Genomic DNA, 17,353 nt, shown 5'->3' with positions numbered 1-17,353 from the left:
AACATGAATTTTGCAGCCCTAGACGAAGCCCGGAGTTTCCTCGCCGCCAACCCCGATATCGACATGATCGAGCTGTTCATTCTCGACGCCAACGGCGTGCCCCGGGGCAAGCTGTTGCACCGCGAAGAACTGCTGGCGGTGTACGAAAGCGGCCGGCCCCTGCCCAGCACCATCCTTGGCCTGACCCTCAACGGCGATGACGTGGAGAACTCCGGCCTGGTCTGGGATGTGGGCGATATCGACTGCCGTGCCTACCCCCTGGCCGGCAGCCTGGTACGCCTGCCCTGGCGGCAGATCCCTACCGCCGCGGTGCAGGTCAGCATGCACCCCCAGGAGGGCCTGCCCGCCAGCATCGCCGACCCGCGCCACCTGCTGATCAAGGTGATCGACGGGCTCAAGGCCGAGGGTTACCACCCGGTGATGGCCTGCGAGCTGGAGTTCTACCTGCTGGACACCAAGCGCGACGGCAATGGCCGGCCGCAACCGGCGCTGGACGCCGATGGCGGTCGCCCGCGCAGCACCCAGGTCTACGGCCTGCGCGAGCTGGAGCAGATCGAACCGTTCCTCGCCGACCTCTACGCCGCCTGCAAGCTGCAAGGCATTCCGGCGCGCACGGCGATCTCCGAATACGCCCCCGGGCAAGTGGAGATCACCCTGGAACATGGCGACGCCCTGGAAGCCATGGACCAGGCCGTGCGCTACAAGCGCCTGGTCAAGGCCGTGGCCCACAAGCACGGGATGCAGGCCACCTTCATGGCCAAGCCTTTCGATCACCTGGCCGGCACCGGCATGCACATGCACGTGAGCATCGCCGACGCCGCGGGCCGCAACCTGTTCGCCAGCCAAGACCCGGCCGGCACCCCGCTGTTGCGCCAGGCGGTGGGTGGCATGCTCGCGTCCCTGTTGGAGTCGCTGCTGCTGTTCTGCCCCAACGCCAACTCCTACCGGCGCTTCCAGAGCAACAGCTACGCGCCCCTGGCCCCCACCTGGGGCGTCGACAACCGCACCGTGAGCCTGCGGGTGCCCGGCGGCCCGGCCAATAGCCGGCACATCGAGCACCGCATCTGCGGTGCCGACGCCAACCCCTACCTGGCAGCGGCGGCGATTCTCGCCGGCATCCATCGCGGCCTGCGGGAAAACCTCGACCCCGGCGAGCCGGTACAGGGCAATGGCTACGCCCAGGCCACCGAACTGCTGCCCACCGACTGGCTGACCTCGCTGGTGGCCCTGGAGCAATCGGCCTGGGCACGGGATGCCCTGGGCTCCGAATTCCTCGGTGTGTACCTGGCGGTCAAGCGTGCCGAGTACCGCCAGTTCATGGCCGAAGTCGGCGAGCAGGACTGGCGCTGGTACCTGACCCAGGCCTGAGGTCCGTTACCGCTCTGCCGCGCAGGGCTCAGGCGCATCCATTGCGTGCCGGACCCGCCGGCCCATCGACCGATTTCAAAGCCCTGGCCGCTGCCTGCCCGCAGCGGCCCGGCTCATTTTTTTGCGAGGTTCTCCCCATGACAGCCGCCTTCGACCCGCGGACCCCGGCAGCCGAGCGCTGCCCCAGCTACTACAGCGCCACCCTGAACCAGGAAACCCACTACCCGACCCTGCAAGGCACTCATCAAGTGGATGTGGTGATCATCGGCGGCGGCTTCACCGGCGTCGCCAGCGCGGTGGAACTGGCCGAGCGCGGCCTGAAAGTCGCCATCGTCGAAAGCCACAAGATCGGCTGGGGCGCCACCGGGCGCAATGGCGGCCAGGTCACCGGCAGCCTCTCCGGCGATGAAGCCATGCGCAAGCAGATGCGCCGCCACCTGGGCGAGGAAGTGGACGATTTCATCTGGCACCTGCGCTGGCGCGGGCACCAGATCATCCAGCAGCGAGTGGAAAAATACGCCATTGCCTGCGACCTCAAGCACGGCCACCTGCACGCGGCCTACAAGCCCAGCCACCTGCCGGGCCTGCGCGCCGACTACGAAGAAGCGGTGCGCCGCGGCATGGGCGACGAGGTCAGCCTGCTGGACCGGGCCCAGGTCCGCGGGTTGCTGGAAAGCGAGCTCTACCACGGCGCCATCAAGAACACCCGTAACCTGCACCTGCATCCGTTGAACCTGTGCATCGGCGAAGCCCGGGCTGCCGAAAGCCTGGGGGCGCTGATTTTCGAACACAGCGAAGTGCTGGAGATCATCCACGGTGAGCGCCCGGCGGTGGTCACTGCCCAGGGCCGCATCGACGCCCGGCAAGTGCTGCTGGCGGGCGATGTGTACCACAAGCTGGAACCGAAGAAACTCAAGGGCAAGATCTTCCCCGCCATGGGCGGCATCGTCACCACCGAGCCCCTGGGCGACCTGGCCAAGCGCCTCAACCCCGAGGACCTGGCGGTCTACGACTGCCGCTTCGTGCTCGATTACTACCGCATGACCGCCGACGGCCGCCTGCTGTTCGGTGGCGGCGCCAACTACAGCGGCAAGGACTCGCGGGACATCGCCGGCGAACTGCGCCCGTGCATCGAACGCACCTTCCCGGTGCTCAAGGGCGTAGGCATCGATTTCCAGTGGAGCTGCGCCATGGGCATCGTGATCAACCGCATCCCGCAACTGGGCAAGCTCTCGGACAACGTCTGGTACTGCCAGGGCTACTCCGGGCATGGCGTGGCCACCACCCATATCATGGGCGAGATCATGGCCCAGGCCCTGACCGGCCACCTCGGCCACTACGACACCTTCGCCGCCTGCCAGCACATCCGCGTGCCCTTCGGCGACCAGTTGGGCAACCCGATGCTGGCGGCGGGCATGTGGTACTACCAGATGCTGGAGAAACTGCGCTGAACCCGGGCCAGCCAAAAGCCCGCTACGGCTGAACCGCGCGTGCCTCTTTGTATCGACTGCGTCGTGTGCAGGCTTGGGCAGCGGCTACAGGGCGTCCTCGAGGATCAGGTCGGCGCCCTTTTCCGCCACCATCAGTACCGCCGCATGGGTGTTGCCGGAGGTGACGTTGGGGAAGATCGAGGCATCGACAATGCGCAGCCCCGCCAGGCCATGCACCTTGAGACGCTTGTCCACCACCGAGCGCTGCTCGTCGCGGCCCATGGCGCAGGAACCGCACAGGTGGTAGATCGAGCCGCTGTTCTCGCGAAAGTACTGCAGCATCTGCTCATCACTGGCCACCGCCGGCCCCGGTAGCACTTCATCCACGGTAATGCTCTTGAGCGCCGGGGCCTGCATGATCTTGCGCAGCAGGCGGCTGCCCTGGATCACCTCGGCAATGTCCTTGTCGGTGCTCAGGTAGTTGGGGTCGATCAGCGCCGCATCCCGAGGGTTCTTCGAGGCGATCTGGATGCTGCCGCGACTGGTGGGCCGGCACGGGTTGAAGCACAGCAGAAAGCCGGAATACGGCTCGGGCTTGAGGCTGGCCCTGTTGCTCTTGGGGATCTGGTACGACAGCGGGTTGAAGTACAGCTGCAGGTTGGGGTGTTCCTGCACGGCATCGCCACGGAAGAAACCGCCAGCCTGGTTGACGCTCATGGCCAGTGCGCCCTTGCGCGTCAGCAGGTATTGCAGGCCCAGCTTGAGCTGGCCGAACAGCGAGCTGAGCTGGTCGTTGAGAGTCGGCACATTGGCCTTGTAGTAGTAGCTGACGCACAGATGGTCCTGCAGATTCTGCCCCACCGCCGGCAGGTGCCGCACCAGAGGAATCCGGTGCCGGGCCAGCAACTCACGATCACCAACCCCGGACAGTTGCAGGATCTTCGGCGTGTCCACCGCACCGGCACACAGGATCACTTCCTTGTTGGCATTGAAGGTCCGGATAACACCGTGCTGGGTCACACTGATTCCGGTGGCGCGCTGTTTCTGCTCGTCGAACTGGACCCGATCCACCAGTGCGTAATGCTCGACCTTAAGATTCGGCCGGCTCAACGCCGGATGCAGGTAGGCAAAGCTGCTGGAACAGCGCTGGCCATTGCGGGTGTTGACGTCGTAGATCCCCGCGCCCTCGAACGTGGCGCCATTGAAATCTTCACTGCGGGCATAGCCCAGCTCCTCGCAGCCCTTGAGGAAGGCATCGCAGATCGGGTGGGTCTGGCCCTTCATCGGGGTGATGCTGATGGGTCCGCTGGCGCCGTGGTACTGGGTATCTCCCAGCGGATGATTCTCCAGCTTGCGGAAATACGGCAGCACGTCATCAAAGCTCCAGCCGTCGTTACCGTTGGCCGCCCAGTCATCGAAGTCATGGGCCTGGCCGCGCACATAGATCATCGCGTTGATCGAGCCCGAGCCGCCCTGCACCTTGCCCCGGGGCGCATAGATCGCGCGGCCGTCGAGCTGCGGCTGCGGCAGGCTGTAGTACATCCAGTTGAAGGTCGGGTTGTAGTACATCTTGGCGAAACCCACCGGGATCTTGAACCAGAACGAAGAGTCCTTGCCGCCCGCCTCCAGCAGCAGCACCGAGTATTGGCCCGAGGCCGAGAGCCGGTTGGCGAGGATGCAGCCGGCAGCGCCCGCGCCGGCGATGATGTAGTCGTATGTCATGCAGGGTTACCGCGTCAGTCGTATTGAAGGCAGCCGCCAGCGGCTGCCCATGTCCCGTGCGCAATGACGGGAAAATGCCTCAGCCCCGGGCCGGGGAAGTGTCCTTGACGTCGGCCGGGGTCGCGGCCATTTGCAGGTGCAGGCGCTCGCCGTTGTAGGGCGAGTGCCGACGCACCACGTCCATGTTCAGCTCGGCCCCCAGCCCCGGCTCCGTGGACGGGATGATGTAGCCGTCCTCCCACTGCAGAGGTTTGGTCAGCACCTCGGCGTGGAAACCGCCCCAGGTCATGATGCTTTCCTGGATCAGGAAGTTGGGCGTGCAGGTCGCCAGCTGGAAACTCGCCGCGGCGCCAATCGGCCCGTTGTACAGGTGCGGGGCGATCTGCGCGTAATAGGCCTCGGCCATGCTGGCGATCTTCTTCGCCTCCAGCAGCCCACCGCAGCGCGCCACGTTCATCTGCAGGATCGAGGCGCCACCGGCCTGCAGCAGCTTGAAGAACTCGTACTTGGTGGTCAGGCGCTCGCCCGTGGCAATCGGGATGCTGGTCTTGGCCGCGACCTGGGCCATGGCCTCTTCCTGGCCCGGCGGCACCGGTTCCTCGAACCACAGCGGGTCGTACTTTTCCAGGCGCTTGGCCAGGCGGATTGCCGAAGACGGGACCATTTGCCCGTGGGTGCCAAACAGCAGGTCGCAGCGATTGCCCACCGCTTCGCGGATCTTGCGGCAGAAGGTTTCGCAGCGCTCCAGCACCTCCAGCGACAACTGGTGGCCCGAGTAGGCGGTATAGGGCCCAGCCGGGTCGAACTTGAGGGCAGTGAACCCCAGGTTCATGTTCTGCACCGCGCATTCGGCCGCCAGGTCCGGGTCGTCGTAGTCGTACTCGCCCCGGCTGTTGCGCGGATACAGGTAGGTGTACGAGCGCAGTTTCTCGTGGACCCTGCCCCCCAGCAGCTCGTACACCGGCTTGTTCGCCGCCTTGCCGATGATGTCCCAGCAGGCCATCTCCAGGCCGCTGACCACGCCCATCATGGTCAGGTCCGGGCGTTGGGTGAACCCGCTGGAATAGGCCTGGCGGAAAAAGCGCTCGATATGGTGCGGATCCTGGTCCAGCAGGTAGCGCTGGAACACATCCTCGATGATCGGCTGCATCGCCTGGGGACCGAAGGTGGCGGCATAGATCTCGCCCACGCCTTCGATGCCGCAGGCGGTGCGCAGCTTGACGAACAGCCAGTACATGCCGCCGATATGCGGTGGCGGGACGGCGACGATATGGGTTTCAAGGGCGACGATTTTCATCTCAGGCTCCTGTTTGCGAATGCTGCTGGGTACGGTTGACGCGAGCGCGCAGAGCGATCGCGGCCAAGGTGCCAAGGGCGCCGACCGCGGCGATATAGCCGAAGTACAAGCGGTAGCCCAAGGCCCCGGGGAAATGTTCGGTGAGATAGCCGTTGATCAGCGGGATAAAGGCGTCCGGCAGGTAGCCCACTACCGAGACGATGCCAATGGCCAGGCCGGTGATGCGCAGGGGAATCCGGCAGGTATCGAGGATCGCCCAGTACAGCCCGCGAATGGCGTAGGTCATCAGACCGATAAAGATCACTGTGGCGATCAACAAGCCCAGGCTGCCCAGGGCCGGGAACAGGATCAGCCCGACGATGCCCAGGGTCGCCAGCAACAGGGCGACGATCAGCACCGAGATGTTCGAGAAACGGTCCCCCAGCCAGCCACCACCGATGCCACCCAGAGGCCGCATCCACAGCTTGATGGTGGTGATGGTGCCGGCCATCACGGCAGTCATACCGCTGCCCTGCAGGTAGTCGGAGAAGCTGTAGGTGGCCCAGAAGATGTGGTAGCCGCAGAACACAATGGCGGTTACCAGCCACAGCTCGGGGATCTTCACCAGGGTCGCCAGGTCGCTGAGCAGATTGAAGCGCCCCTGCTCCACCGGCGCCGTGTCCTCCATGGACTTGGGGTCCTTGAGCAGCACCAGTACGCAGCCGATGGCTATGCAGGTGAAGGAGTACAGATAGACCACGTGACGGAAACCCTCGGCCGCCGACTCACCACGGGTCTCGGTGGCCAGGGCGAACAAGCCCAGGGCCAGGGTCGCCAGCAAGGCTTCCACCAGGCCACGGCCACCGTCGAGGATGCCAAAGAAACGCCCCTGTTCGGTGTGGTGGGCAATCATCTTCACCCGCTTGAGCACCGAGGCCCAGAACGTCAGCCCGGTGGTCAGCCCCCAGCAGCCGAAGATGATCATCAGCGAAGTCAGTGATGGCGCAGTGGAGTACCACAGGCCCAGGGCGCCAGTGGCCACCAGGGAGAAGAAAATCAGAAAGCGCGGAGCGATGCGGTCCGCCAGCCAGCCGCTGGGCAGGTAGCTGATCAGGAAGATGGTGCCGAGCATGGAGTACAGGTAACCCAGCTCGCTGTGGTTGATCTGCAGCACCTCAAGCATGGTGGTCTGGTAGACCTGGCGCAGGTACAGGATCGGGTAGATCGCCCCGGCGGCCAGCACCAACAGCATCAGTTGAAAGTAACGACTGCCCTTGTCGCTGTTACCCACCGGCAACCCGGCAGAATCCTGAGCCGAGATCAGATCGGCTGCATGCTTAGACATAACGATGCCCTCGGGCGCCGGTATCCGGCGCCGCTCATTATTATTAGTGGGGCAGCGGCAAGCTTCGCGCTTCAAGCGGCCAGAACGACTGCGGTGCTCTGGCTGGCAGCTTGCTGCTGATGACTTGCAGTAGCCTTTAGAAAGGCATGACCACCAGACGGGTCTGGGTGAACTCGAGCATGCCGTGCTTGCCGTCGTCACCGCCCAGCCCTGAGCGCTTCCAGCCGGCGTGGTAGCCCTGGTAGGGGTCGGCCGGAGTTCGGTTGACGTAAAGCTCGCCAGCCTGAATGGCCCCGGCGACCTTCATCGCGGTACGGTAATTCTCGGTATAGAGCACCGAAGCCAGGCCGAACTGATGGTCATTGGCCAAGGCCAGGGCTTCATCGATATCCCGGTACTTGAGCACCGGCAGTACCGGCCCGAAGATTTCCTCCTGAACGATCTCCATGTCCTGGCGGCAGTTGCTAAGCAGCGTCGGCGGATAGAAATGCCCTGGCCCTTGCGGCATCACACCGCCCGTTTCGAGCACCGCACCTTGCGCAACAGCTCGCTGCACCAGGCCATGAATGGCGACCCGGGACGCCGCGCTAACCAGAGGCCCCATGCGGCTTGGGTCCTGGCGCCGGTCGCCGAATTGGACGGCGGCGATCTTGTCCTTGAGCAGCGCCAGGAAGCGCTCATGCACGCTTTCGTGGACATAGACTCGCTCCACCGCCGTGCACAACTGCCCGCAATGGGTGGTCTTGGAAGCGATGATGGCGCTGGCGGCCTGCTCCAGGTCGGCATCAGGCTCGATGATGGCCGGGGTCTTGCCGCCCAGTTCCAGGGACGGCTTGGCGATATTGGCCTTGCAGTAGTCGAGCACGATACGCCCGGCATTGACGCTACCGGTCAGGGTGATCATGCCCACTGCCGGGTGGGTACAGACGGTGGCAGCGGTAGCATGGTCCATGGTCAGGATGTTCACTACCCCAGGCGGCAGGCCAGCCTGCTGGACCGCCCGAGCGATCTCAAAAGCCGAGATCGGCGTGTTGTTGCTCGGACGCACCACCACCGTGTTGCCGGCGATCAGCGCCGGCGCCACCTTGCGTAGCAGGGTGTAGACCGGGTAGTTGAACGGGATCAGGCAAGCCACGACGCCAATCGCCTCGCGGTGTAGAAACAGCTTTTCGTCTGGGCTGTCGCTGGGAATGATCTCGCCCTCGATGCGGCGCGCCCATTCAGCGTGATAACGAGTGATCTGCGCGGCATAGCGGGCTTCATTGCTGGCATCCGCCAGGCTTTTGCCCGACTCGGCTGCCAGAGCCTGGCCAATGGCGTGGGCACGCGACTCCAGGGCGTCGGCCAATGCACGCAGGTAGTCACCGCGCTGGATACTGGTCAATGCTGCCCATTTTTTCTGGGCAACGCAGGCGGCGGTCACCGCAGCATGGGCCTCTTCCTGATTCGCGGCCGAGACATGCCCCACGAGGGTTTCGTCGGCCGGATCATAAACCGCGATGGATACGCCGCTGGCTGGTTTGATGAAGTCGCCGTTAACAAAATTCTGTTCAAGTTGCATGGAAGTTGCCCCGTCGTTGGCAGAGAAGTGGCGCAGGCAGCCTGGAAGCGATCCAGGCCCGGCGGTCAAAGGGTCTGGCGTGGTCGAGCGGGCACAGCGCAGCGATCGACGGACAGGGCAATGGCGTGCAGGCAAGGCTGGAAGCCGCGGACAAGGTGCAGCGACAGGCAATCGACAAGGACCGGATATGGCATGGCTGGGCACTCGGGTTGTTGTTATGTGAGTGCTGGCAGTCTTGTCGTCCGGCATGACAAGGACAAACGATTAATTAAACGAACTAACATGCAAAAAACGCAGGTTATAACGCAATGATGATGGTGGCCTGACGGACATCTTCGCTGGCAAGCCAGCTCCTACACAGGTTGTGCATGTGAGCTTTTGTAGGAATCGGCTTGCCGACGAAGGCGGTCGCCCGGCCTCTAGCGCAGGGGCGTGGAGGCTGTGGACGGCTCAAGCTGGCGTTGCGCCAGCCAGATTTCCTCTTCGAGCCACTGGCTAAACACCTGCAGTTGCGGCAACGGAGCCTGTGCTGGACGTGTCACCAGCCAGTAAGACTGGTGCCCCTCCACATGCACGTTGTGCACTTGGGTCAACTGCCCCGCGGCCAGTTCCGCCGCCACCATGTGCCAGTCGGCAATGGTAATTCCCAAACCCTCGGTGGCCGCGTGGATGGCCAGATCCAGAAGGTCGAACTCATAGCCGCCCTGAGTATCGACCCCGGTGATCCGCGCGGCATCCAGCCAGTGCTTCCAGGTCAGGTAGCGCTGGTCTTCCCGGGCCAATACATGCAACAGGGTCATGCGCTTGAGATCGATGCCCTGCTCTGCCGACTCCCGGGCCAGTAGCGAAGGCGCGCAGACGGCGATGTGCCGCTCCTGAAACAGCAGCGAACTGTCCAGGCCATCCCACTCACCGTCACCAAAGCGGATTGCGCAATCCAGGGTCGCGGTTTCCGCCAGGCTGTCCTGCAAACGCGTGGTCAGGCTCAACTCCAGCTCCGGGTGCTGCTCGCGCAGGCGCCCCAGGCGCGGCAGCAGCCAGCGACTGGCGAAGGTCGGCGGCGCATTGAGGTGCAAGCGATTGGTGTGGGATCTCTGCGCAATCCCGCGCAACGTCAACTCGATCTTGTCGAAAGACTGGTGCAGGGCCCGCAGCAGCACACGCCCGGCACTGGTCAGCTCCAGGTGATGATGGCGCCGTTGCAGCAGGCTTTCCCCCAACTGCTCCTCCAGTTGCCGGACCTGACGGCTGACCGCACTCTGGGTGACGTTGAGCAATTCGGCGGCCCGGGTAAAACTGCCGGTGCTGCCGGCGACCTCGAAGGCTTTGAGCGCATTGAGCGCAGGCATCTTGCGTTTCACGACAGTCTCTCTAACGGCTGCAGGAGGCGCAGAGCATCGCATGCCAGCGCGGGCAGAAGCCATGGGACTAACATTCATTTTAGTCATGCGTGGGAGCTGAATAAATCGTTTGTAGAGCCCACAGTGGCTGGCAACACTGCGGACACACACAACAATACGAGTAACACTCATGCCTCATCTCTCCCTTGCACCGCCGGTCATCGCTGGCTGAAGCCACAGCGTTCGCCCCCTCTGATTCCTTCCACCCTTGGCTGCCGCCCTTGCTGCGGCCGGGTTCATCGCACCCGACAATAACAATCCGGGAGAAAACCCCATGCTTTACAAACGCTCTGGCCTACTGTGCAACTTCGCCCTGCTGGGCAGCCTCGCCACCCCCGCTCTGGCCGTGCAAGTCACCGACCACCTGGACCTGGGCGGCGCGGTTCGCGCGCGCTGGGACTACGATCCCGACCGGGATATCCAGACCTTCAACTTCGACACCGCGATCCTCAGTGCCAAATACAGCTCCGACACCTGGATCGGCGCCGCCAAGTACCGCTTTTACGGTCGCGCCTACCCGTACCGCTACACCGACAAAGTGGGCGACATCGCCTTCGCCGAGAGCGCCTGGATCGGCTACCGGTTCAACCCCGAGCAGCAGGTACAGGTCGGTCTGAATCAGATTCCGTTCGGCCTGCAGCCGTATTTCGGCAGCACCTTTTTCGAAACCCTGGGCAACGTGGTGGGCCTGGAGGACATCGAGCAAGTGGGCGCCAAATACATCCAGCAGAGCGGCGACTGGAACCTCCAGGCCGGTTACTACCTGCGCCCGGCCTGGCAAGGCAAGGGCACCAGCAACGGCCGTACCTATTCCAGCGTGGTGTCCTCGGCCGACAGTTACGTGGCCGACGGCAGCGACAACCGCGAGCGCAACACCTTGGTGCTACGAGTGGCCAGGGCCGTACAACTGGGAGGCTGGGCCTCGGAAGTCGGAGTCTCGGGCCTGACCTCGACCCTAAAGAACAACGACACCCACAGCGACGGCCGGCGCAACGCCATGGCGGTTCACTACCTGGGTAAAAACGGCCCCTGGGGCCTGCAGCTGCAGGCGGCGCGCCAGCAGATGTCGCCACGCAACCCTGGCACCGATGAGCTGGTGACCCTGGGCGGCTACGACGGCACCTTCAACGTCGCCAGCCGCGGCAACCTGTATGTCGCCGACCTGAGCTACGACGTTGGCGGCAAGTACCTGCTCGACCAAATCAGCGGGGTCAAGCTGTACGCCAATTACAGCGCCTTCGACAAATCGGCCAGTGCCTACAAGACCTCCCAGAGGATGATCCTCGGCAGCTCGTTCTCTCTGAGCAAGCTGTGGATCGCCACCGAATGGCTGTTCGGCAAGAACGATCCGTACATCGGGGGCAGCAGTTATGCCCAGAGCCTGGGGGCCGGTGGCAGCAACCAGTGGGAAAACCAGGTGTATGTGAATATCGGCTACTACTTCTGAATCCTTGCCGGCCCTTTCGCTGGCAAGCCAGCGCCCTCGGAGGGCGGCTACTGGATAAGATGGGCGCCCTAAAAGAAGCGCCTTACAACAACAATAAGCCTGCCCCGCCACTTCCTGCGCTCAGCCCGCCAGGCTTGGATCGCTGTTTTCTGGCGTCAGGTGCGGAGTCTGCCCGCCATGCGCCAACTGCCCTCCCTGAACATGCTCCGGGTCTTCGAGGAAGTCGCCCACCACCGCAGCTTCAGCCAGGCCGCTGTGGTGCTCAACGTCACCCAGGGCGCAGTCAGCCGACAGATCAAGCAGCTCGAGGACTACCTCGGCGTGGCGCTGTTCAGCCGCACCCCGCGCGGGCTGGCGCTGACCGAAGCCGGCACGGCCCTGGCGCCGCACCTGGGCCAGGCTTTCGATCACATCGAGCGCGCCCTGCAAGCCCTGCGCGTCCCCAATCTGCGTCAGCGCCTGCGCATCGTCGCACCGCCGACCTGGGCCACCCGCTGGCTGTCGGCGCAGTTGCGGGACTTCTGCCAGCGCTACCCGGATATCAGCCTCAGCGTGACCCAGCACAACAGTCACGACAGCCCGGCTGAAGTCGACTGCGAAATCCGCTTCGGCCTGCAGGCCGCCGCTCATTGCCAGAGCCAGCTGCTGGTGATGGAGCGGCATATCGCCGTGGCCAGCCCGGAGCTGTTCAGCGCCGGCCAGGCGCCGGATCTCAGGCGCTTTCCGCTGTTGCACATCCTGCATGCCGGCAAGCGTTTGCAGGTCTGGGAGAACTGGCTGGCGGCCGTAGGCCGCAACGACATCGACGCCCAGGCGGGGTTGGAGTTCAGCACCTTGGACCAGGTGATCCACACAGCCTTGGCCGGTGGCGGGCTGGCGGTGATCGACCGCCAGATGATCGAACGGGAATTGGCGGACGGCCGCCTGCTACCGATCACCCCGGTGGAGGTGATCGGCCCTTACGGCTACTGGCTGGACGTGGCGAATGGCAAGCAGGGGCTGTCCAAAGTGCAGCTGTTCACCCAATGGCTGGGGCTGGTGAGCAACCCCTGAGGGCCCGTGGTTTCTCGTAGGAGCTGGCTTGCCAGCGAAGGCAACCTCAAGACTTATGCAACACTCTCTGGCCTCTTCGCCGGTAAGCCGGCCTCTACAACGGTCGGGCGGGGCAACATCAGATCGGTGAGGCGACCTTCGGCAGATCGCGTCCGACCAAGTCAGCAGCGCTCACGCTGCACGCCTGGTTGAGCGTAAGGGACTTGGTCTCTGGCGCCCAGGCCCAGGAAATCAGCGCCCCCAGAGCCAGAATCCCGGCGAGAATGCCCATGGTCGGGCTGAGGCCGATCCCGGCTACGCTCACCGGCAGCAGGAAGGTGCTGATAGCCGAGCCCAGGCGACTCACAGCGGTGGCCAGGCCAATGCCGCTGGCACGTACCTCGGTGGGGAAACTCTCCGCCGGAAACACCCCCACCAGGTTACTCACCGCCGACAGCACCAGGGTGAACACGCCGAACAGCAGTACCATCAACCAGGCTGCGCTACCCGGCAATACCGCCAGCAGCAACAGCGCCACCGCCAGGATAATGAAGGAGTTGATCAGGAACCCCCGGCGGGAAAACTTCACCGTGCACCAGATGCCGATCAACGCGCCGAGGATCAGCAGCAGGTTGAGCATCAGTTCGGTGCCAAAGCCCTCGGCCAGCCCCATCTTCTGCAGGATCGACGGCAGGAAGGTGTAGATGGCGAAGTACGGCATGACGATGCATACGAAGAACAGGCAGTTGAAGGCGGTGCGCTTGCGGTACTCGGGGCTGAACAGCACCGCGTAGCCGGAACGGGTTTCACCCGAGGGCTGTTCGTCGAGCACCACGTTGGCCCCCAGGTGCTTGTGAACAATGGCGCGGGCCTCGGCCACGCGTCCGCGGTTGACCAGCCAGCGCGGCGACTCTGGGGTGCCGATGCGCGCCAGCAGGATCAAGCCGGCGGGAATCGCCGAGGACGCCAGCATCCAGCGCCAGGCATCGTCGCCGAGGCTGAGCATCGCGGTACCGACGAAAGTCGCGGCGACGTAGCCGAAAGTCCAGATCACGCTGAACGAACCCAGCAGCACACCACGGTGCTTCTTGGGGGCAAACTCGGCGAGCATGGCGTGGCCGACGCTGAAGTCACCGCCCAGGCCGATGCCGATAAGGACCCGGCACAGGAACAGCCCCATGGCAGTCTCGGCGTAGAACTGCATCACCGAAGCCAGGGTGATCAGCACGAAGCTAACCAGGAAGATCTTCTGTCGCCCCAGATGATCGGAGATCCAGCCGAAGAACAGGCTGCCGATAAACAGCCCCATCAGCGCCGAGGCGCCGATCAGGCCCTGCCAGAACGCATCCAGCTGCATCTGCGGGCTGAGCAGGGTGAAGGCGATGCCGATCAGGCCAAGAATATAGCCGTCGGTGAAGTGCGCGCCGAAGGTCAGGCCGGCGATTTTCAAGTGGAACCGGCCAATGGGCAGGTCATCGATCTTGACGGTTACAGTGCTCATGTTCGTCTCCATTTATTGTTTTTGAATAAGAGATGAATCGAACCACGCAGGAGCCGGCTTGCTGGCGAAGGAGCCCTTGGGCCTTGCGCCCTTTCGCTGGCAAGCGGAACGCCGCCCGGCCAGCTCCTGCATTGGAGGATGTGAGGGCTAGAGGCCACCCATCAGCAGGTATTTGATCTCCAGATAGTCGTCCAGGCCGTATCTGGAACCTTCGCGGCCAAGACCCGACTCCTTGATCCCGCCAAAGGGCGCCACTTCGGTGGAAATGATGCCTTCGTTAATGCCCACCATGCCCGCTTCCAAGCCTTCGGCCATGCGCCACACCCGACCGATGTCACGACTGTAGAAGTAGGCCGACAGGCCGAATGGCGTGTCATTGGCTCGCTGCAGCACTTCGGCTTCGTCTTTGAAGCGAAAGCATGCCGCCACCGGACCGAAGGTTTCTTCCTGAGCGATCTGCATCGCGTCGCTGGCTTCAGTGAGGACGGTGGGTTCGAAAAAGGTGCCGCCCAGGGTGTGGCGACGGCCGCCGCACAGTAGCCCGGCGCCTTTCTCCAATGCATCGCCAACATGCGCCTCGACCTTGGCCAGGGCCGCCGCATTGATCAGCGGCCCCTGCTCGGTATCGCCGTCCAGGGCACCGCCAACCCGCAGCGCGGCAACCGCCTCGGCCAGCTTGGTGGTGAAGGCCTCATACACACCCTCCTGGATAAAGAAGCGGTTGACGCAGACGCAGGTCTGCCCGGTGTTGCGGAACTTCGAGGCCATGGCGCCCTTCACCGCGGCGTCCAGGTCGGCATCGTCGAAGACAATGAACGGCGCGTTGCCGCCCAGTTCCAGGGAGACTTTTTTCAGGGTGTCGGCGGCCTGGCGCATCAGCAGCTTGCCGGTGCGGGTCGAGCCGGTGAACGACAACTTGCGCACGATGCTCGAGGCTTGCAGCGCACCGCCAATGGCCAGCGCATCCCCGGACACGATGTTGAACACCCCGGCTGGAATACCCGCCTGCTCGGCCAGCACCGCCAGGGCAAAGGCCGACAGCGGCGTCTCTTCCGAGGGCTTGAGGATCATCGTGCACCCGGCGGCCAGGGCCGGGCCGACCTTGCGCGTGACCATCGCCAGGGGGAAGTTCCAGGGTGTGATGGCCGCCACCACGCCAATCGCTTCCTTGGTCACGATGATCCGCGCATCGGCCTTGTGGCTGGGGATCACGTCGCCGTAGGCGCGCTTGGCTTCCTCGCCGAACCACTCGAGAAAACTCGCGGCGTAGACCACCTCGCCCATGGCCTCGGCCAGGGGCTTGCCCTGCTCGCGGCTGAGCAAGATCGCCAGTTCACGCTGGTTGCCCAGCATCAGTTCGCTCCAGCGCTTGAGCTTCTGGCTGCGTTCCTTGGCGGTGAGCTTGCGCCACGCCGGCAAGGCCCGGTGGGCGGCGTCGATGGCCTGGCCGGTGGCCTCGGCACCGGCCTTCTGTACCTCGGCGATCAGCTCGCCGTTGGCCGGGTTGAGCACCCGGTAGCTGGGACCACCGCTGGACCAGTGGCCATCGATGTAGTTGCCATTGCGGATCAGCGTGCTCATGCCACGGCCTCGGTCAGGGTGAAGCGCTCAAGGCCCGGGCGGGCACTGCGCAGGATGCGTTTGCCTGCGGTGTAATCGTTGATCACATCGCATGGGGTGTAGTTGCGTTCCAGTTCGTGCAGCTCCTCGGCATCCAGCCGGGTGTCCAGGGCCGCCAGGGCGCTGTCGAACTGCTCGGTGGTGTCGGCGCCCACCAGCATGCAATCCACTTGCGGGTGGTTGAGCACCCAGGCCTGGGCGATCTGCGCGTTGGACACGCCACGGGCGCGGGCCACGCGCTGCACCGAATGGGCGATCTCGAACGAGGCCTGATCGCTGTACATCTGCTGGGTGAAGAAATCGGTCTGGTTGCGGGTCGACTGCGCATCGCCGGTGAGCAGGCCACGGGCCAGCGGGCTGAACACCGAGACCCCAAGGCCCTGGTCGCGGCAGAACGGCAGCATCTCGCGTTCCTCCTCGCGATAGGCGCAATTGAGCTGCAGCTGCATGTTGATCGGCTTGGCCCAGCCATGGCGCTCACAAGCCATGAGGATCTTCGCCAGTTGCCCGGTGAGCATGGTCGACACGCCGATGTAGCGAGCCTTGCCGGAGCGCACGATGTCGTTCATCGCACTCATGGTCTCTTCCACCGGGGTGTTCAGATCAAAGTAATGCAGCATGAACACATCGACGTAATCCATGTCCAGGCGCTTGAGCGAGGCGTCGATGCTGTCGAGGATGTGCTTGCGCGAATGGCCGCTGGCGTTGATCCCGCTGCGGGTGCCGTAGCCGACCTTGGTGGTGATCACCAGGTCTTCGCGACGGGCCAGGCGCTTGACGATGCGCCCTACTACCTCCTCACCGACGCCGGCGGAATAGAAGTCCGCCAGGTCGATGAAGTTCACCCCATGCTCCAGGGCGTGGCGAACGATCGGCTCGCTCTGTTGCTCATTGAAGATCCAGGGTTTCCAGTCCGGGGTGCCCATGTTCATGGTGCCCAGGCAGAGACGGGAAACCTGCAGGCCGGAGTGGCCCAGACGGATGTATTGCATGGCTCGGACCTCAGGCTTTGGGGGTGTAGAACGGGTTGCTGATCTGGTTCACCACGTCGGCCAGCTGAGCGCGCTCGGGCTTGCCGGCCAGGGCCGCGCGGATCGCCGTGCGGCAGGCGTTGTAGTTGTTGCGGTAGACCGCATCCAGGTCATCGCAGGCCGGGTTGACCCAGTTGGCGGTGACAATCGCCCACTGGTCCTCGGCCTCGGGGGGCAAGGTGCCGTCGAGCAAGGCTTCCAGCACCGCCTTGGCGATCCCGGCCTGGGATGCGCCCCAGGTGGCGTTGCCGTGCAGCTCGCCGGCGATGGCGGCCTTGTTCACGTACAGGGTCATGGGCTTGACCGGAATGTTCGGCTGCGCGATCACCATGAACGGGCAATGGCCCTGGCTCGGCGAGGCCAGGCTGCTGGCGAACGCCTGCCCGGCCGGACCGTTGCGCGGGCCGATGAGGATATTGATATGGGCGGCATTGACGCCCGGGCCTTCGAAGCCTTCACCGATATACAGGTCGAGTGGTGTCATGGGTGCTTACTCTTTGAGGACACAAGGGAAAGGTGCGAATCGGCTCAGCGACGCCGGGGCCGCAGCGAGTCGAACGGGGAATGCAAAGAGCGCAGCCCGGGACGGGCGCAGCAGTCACCCGGGAACCGGGCTGGGA

The 17,353-nt window shown here is 64.1% G+C and carries 13 protein-coding genes; 4 read left to right on the top strand and 9 right to left on the bottom strand.

All coding sequences use genetic code 11. The annotated features are described in order from the left end of the window. Positions 1–3 precede the first annotated feature (3 nt). Together AC1RGE_RS02500 and AC1RGE_RS02495 are read left to right on the top strand one after the other, a co-directional pair. The gene (locus AC1RGE_RS02500; protein WP_492583248.1) at positions 4–1,368 is read left to right on the top strand and encodes a glutamine synthetase family protein; all 1,365 of its coding nucleotides are present in this window, start codon (positions 4–6) and stop codon (positions 1,366–1,368) included. Between the two features lie 137 nt (positions 1,369–1,505). Then, on the top strand, positions 1,506–2,819 hold the full coding sequence (locus AC1RGE_RS02495) for an NAD(P)/FAD-dependent oxidoreductase (protein WP_053150856.1): 1,314 nt from the start codon (positions 1,506–1,508) through the stop codon (positions 2,817–2,819). 84 nt (positions 2,820–2,903) lie between these two features. Here the strand turns inward: AC1RGE_RS02495 and AC1RGE_RS02490 are convergent, their stop codons facing one another. The 5 genes from AC1RGE_RS02490 to AC1RGE_RS02470 all read right to left on the bottom strand — a co-directional run bounded on the left by AC1RGE_RS02490 (position 2,904) and on the right by AC1RGE_RS02470 (position 10,063). Next, a complete protein-coding gene (locus tag AC1RGE_RS02490; protein ID WP_492583246.1) occupies positions 2,904–4,520 on the bottom strand; it encodes a GMC family oxidoreductase in 1,617 nt (538 codons plus the stop codon). 79 nt (positions 4,521–4,599) lie between these two features. Beyond that, on the bottom strand, positions 4,600–5,817 hold the full coding sequence (locus AC1RGE_RS02485) for a mandelate racemase/muconate lactonizing enzyme family protein (RefSeq protein ID WP_492583244.1): 1,218 nt from the start codon (positions 5,815–5,817) through the stop codon (positions 4,600–4,602). A 1-nt stretch (position 5,818) separates the two neighbouring features. Further along, complete coding sequence (locus AC1RGE_RS02480) at positions 5,819–7,141, bottom strand: MFS transporter (RefSeq protein WP_492583242.1); 1,323 nt, start codon at positions 7,139–7,141, stop codon at positions 5,819–5,821. A gap of 136 nt (positions 7,142–7,277) precedes the next feature. Then, a complete protein-coding gene (aldA, locus tag AC1RGE_RS02475) occupies positions 7,278–8,702 on the bottom strand; it encodes an aldehyde dehydrogenase (protein ID WP_492583240.1) in 1,425 nt (474 codons plus the stop codon). A 419-nt stretch (positions 8,703–9,121) separates the two neighbouring features. Further along, on the bottom strand, positions 9,122–10,063 hold the full coding sequence (locus AC1RGE_RS02470) for a LysR substrate-binding domain-containing protein (RefSeq protein WP_492583238.1): 942 nt from the start codon (positions 10,061–10,063) through the stop codon (positions 9,122–9,124). 313 nt (positions 10,064–10,376) lie between these two features. On the opposite strand from AC1RGE_RS02470, the gene AC1RGE_RS02465 reads away from it, so the two are divergent. Both AC1RGE_RS02465 and AC1RGE_RS02460 read left to right on the top strand, forming a co-directional pair. Then, on the top strand, positions 10,377–11,549 hold the full coding sequence (locus AC1RGE_RS02465) for a hypothetical protein (protein ID WP_492583236.1): 1,173 nt from the start codon (positions 10,377–10,379) through the stop codon (positions 11,547–11,549). 177 nt (positions 11,550–11,726) lie between these two features. Continuing rightward, on the top strand, positions 11,727–12,602 hold the full coding sequence (locus AC1RGE_RS02460; protein WP_492583234.1) for a LysR substrate-binding domain-containing protein: 876 nt from the start codon (positions 11,727–11,729) through the stop codon (positions 12,600–12,602). Between the two features lie 118 nt (positions 12,603–12,720). On the opposite strand, the gene AC1RGE_RS02455 is transcribed toward AC1RGE_RS02460, so the two are convergent. The 4 genes from AC1RGE_RS02455 to fae form a co-directional block, all read right to left on the bottom strand. Continuing rightward, positions 12,721–14,082: an MFS transporter gene (locus AC1RGE_RS02455; RefSeq protein WP_492583232.1), complete on the bottom strand. Its 1,362-nt coding sequence runs from the start codon at positions 14,080–14,082 to the stop codon at positions 12,721–12,723. A gap of 147 nt (positions 14,083–14,229) precedes the next feature. Then, positions 14,230–15,663, bottom strand: a complete 1,434-nt coding sequence (locus tag AC1RGE_RS02450; protein WP_492583230.1) for an NAD-dependent succinate-semialdehyde dehydrogenase — start codon at positions 15,661–15,663, stop codon at positions 14,230–14,232. After that, positions 15,660–16,694 (bottom strand): aldo/keto reductase, encoded by a 1,035-nt coding sequence (locus AC1RGE_RS02445; protein WP_492583228.1) that lies wholly within the window; start codon positions 16,692–16,694, stop codon positions 15,660–15,662. Before AC1RGE_RS02445 ends, AC1RGE_RS02450 begins: the two co-directional genes overlap by 4 nt. A 10-nt stretch (positions 16,695–16,704) precedes the next feature. Beyond that, complete coding sequence (fae, locus tag AC1RGE_RS02440; RefSeq protein WP_492583226.1) at positions 16,705–17,217, bottom strand: formaldehyde-activating enzyme; 513 nt, start codon at positions 17,215–17,217, stop codon at positions 16,705–16,707. Between the last annotated feature and the right edge of the window lie 136 nt (positions 17,218–17,353).

Source organism: Pseudomonas sp. GW823-FHT02C05, assembly GCF_058797595.1.
This window is presented reverse-complemented; position numbering and strand designations above follow the sequence as displayed.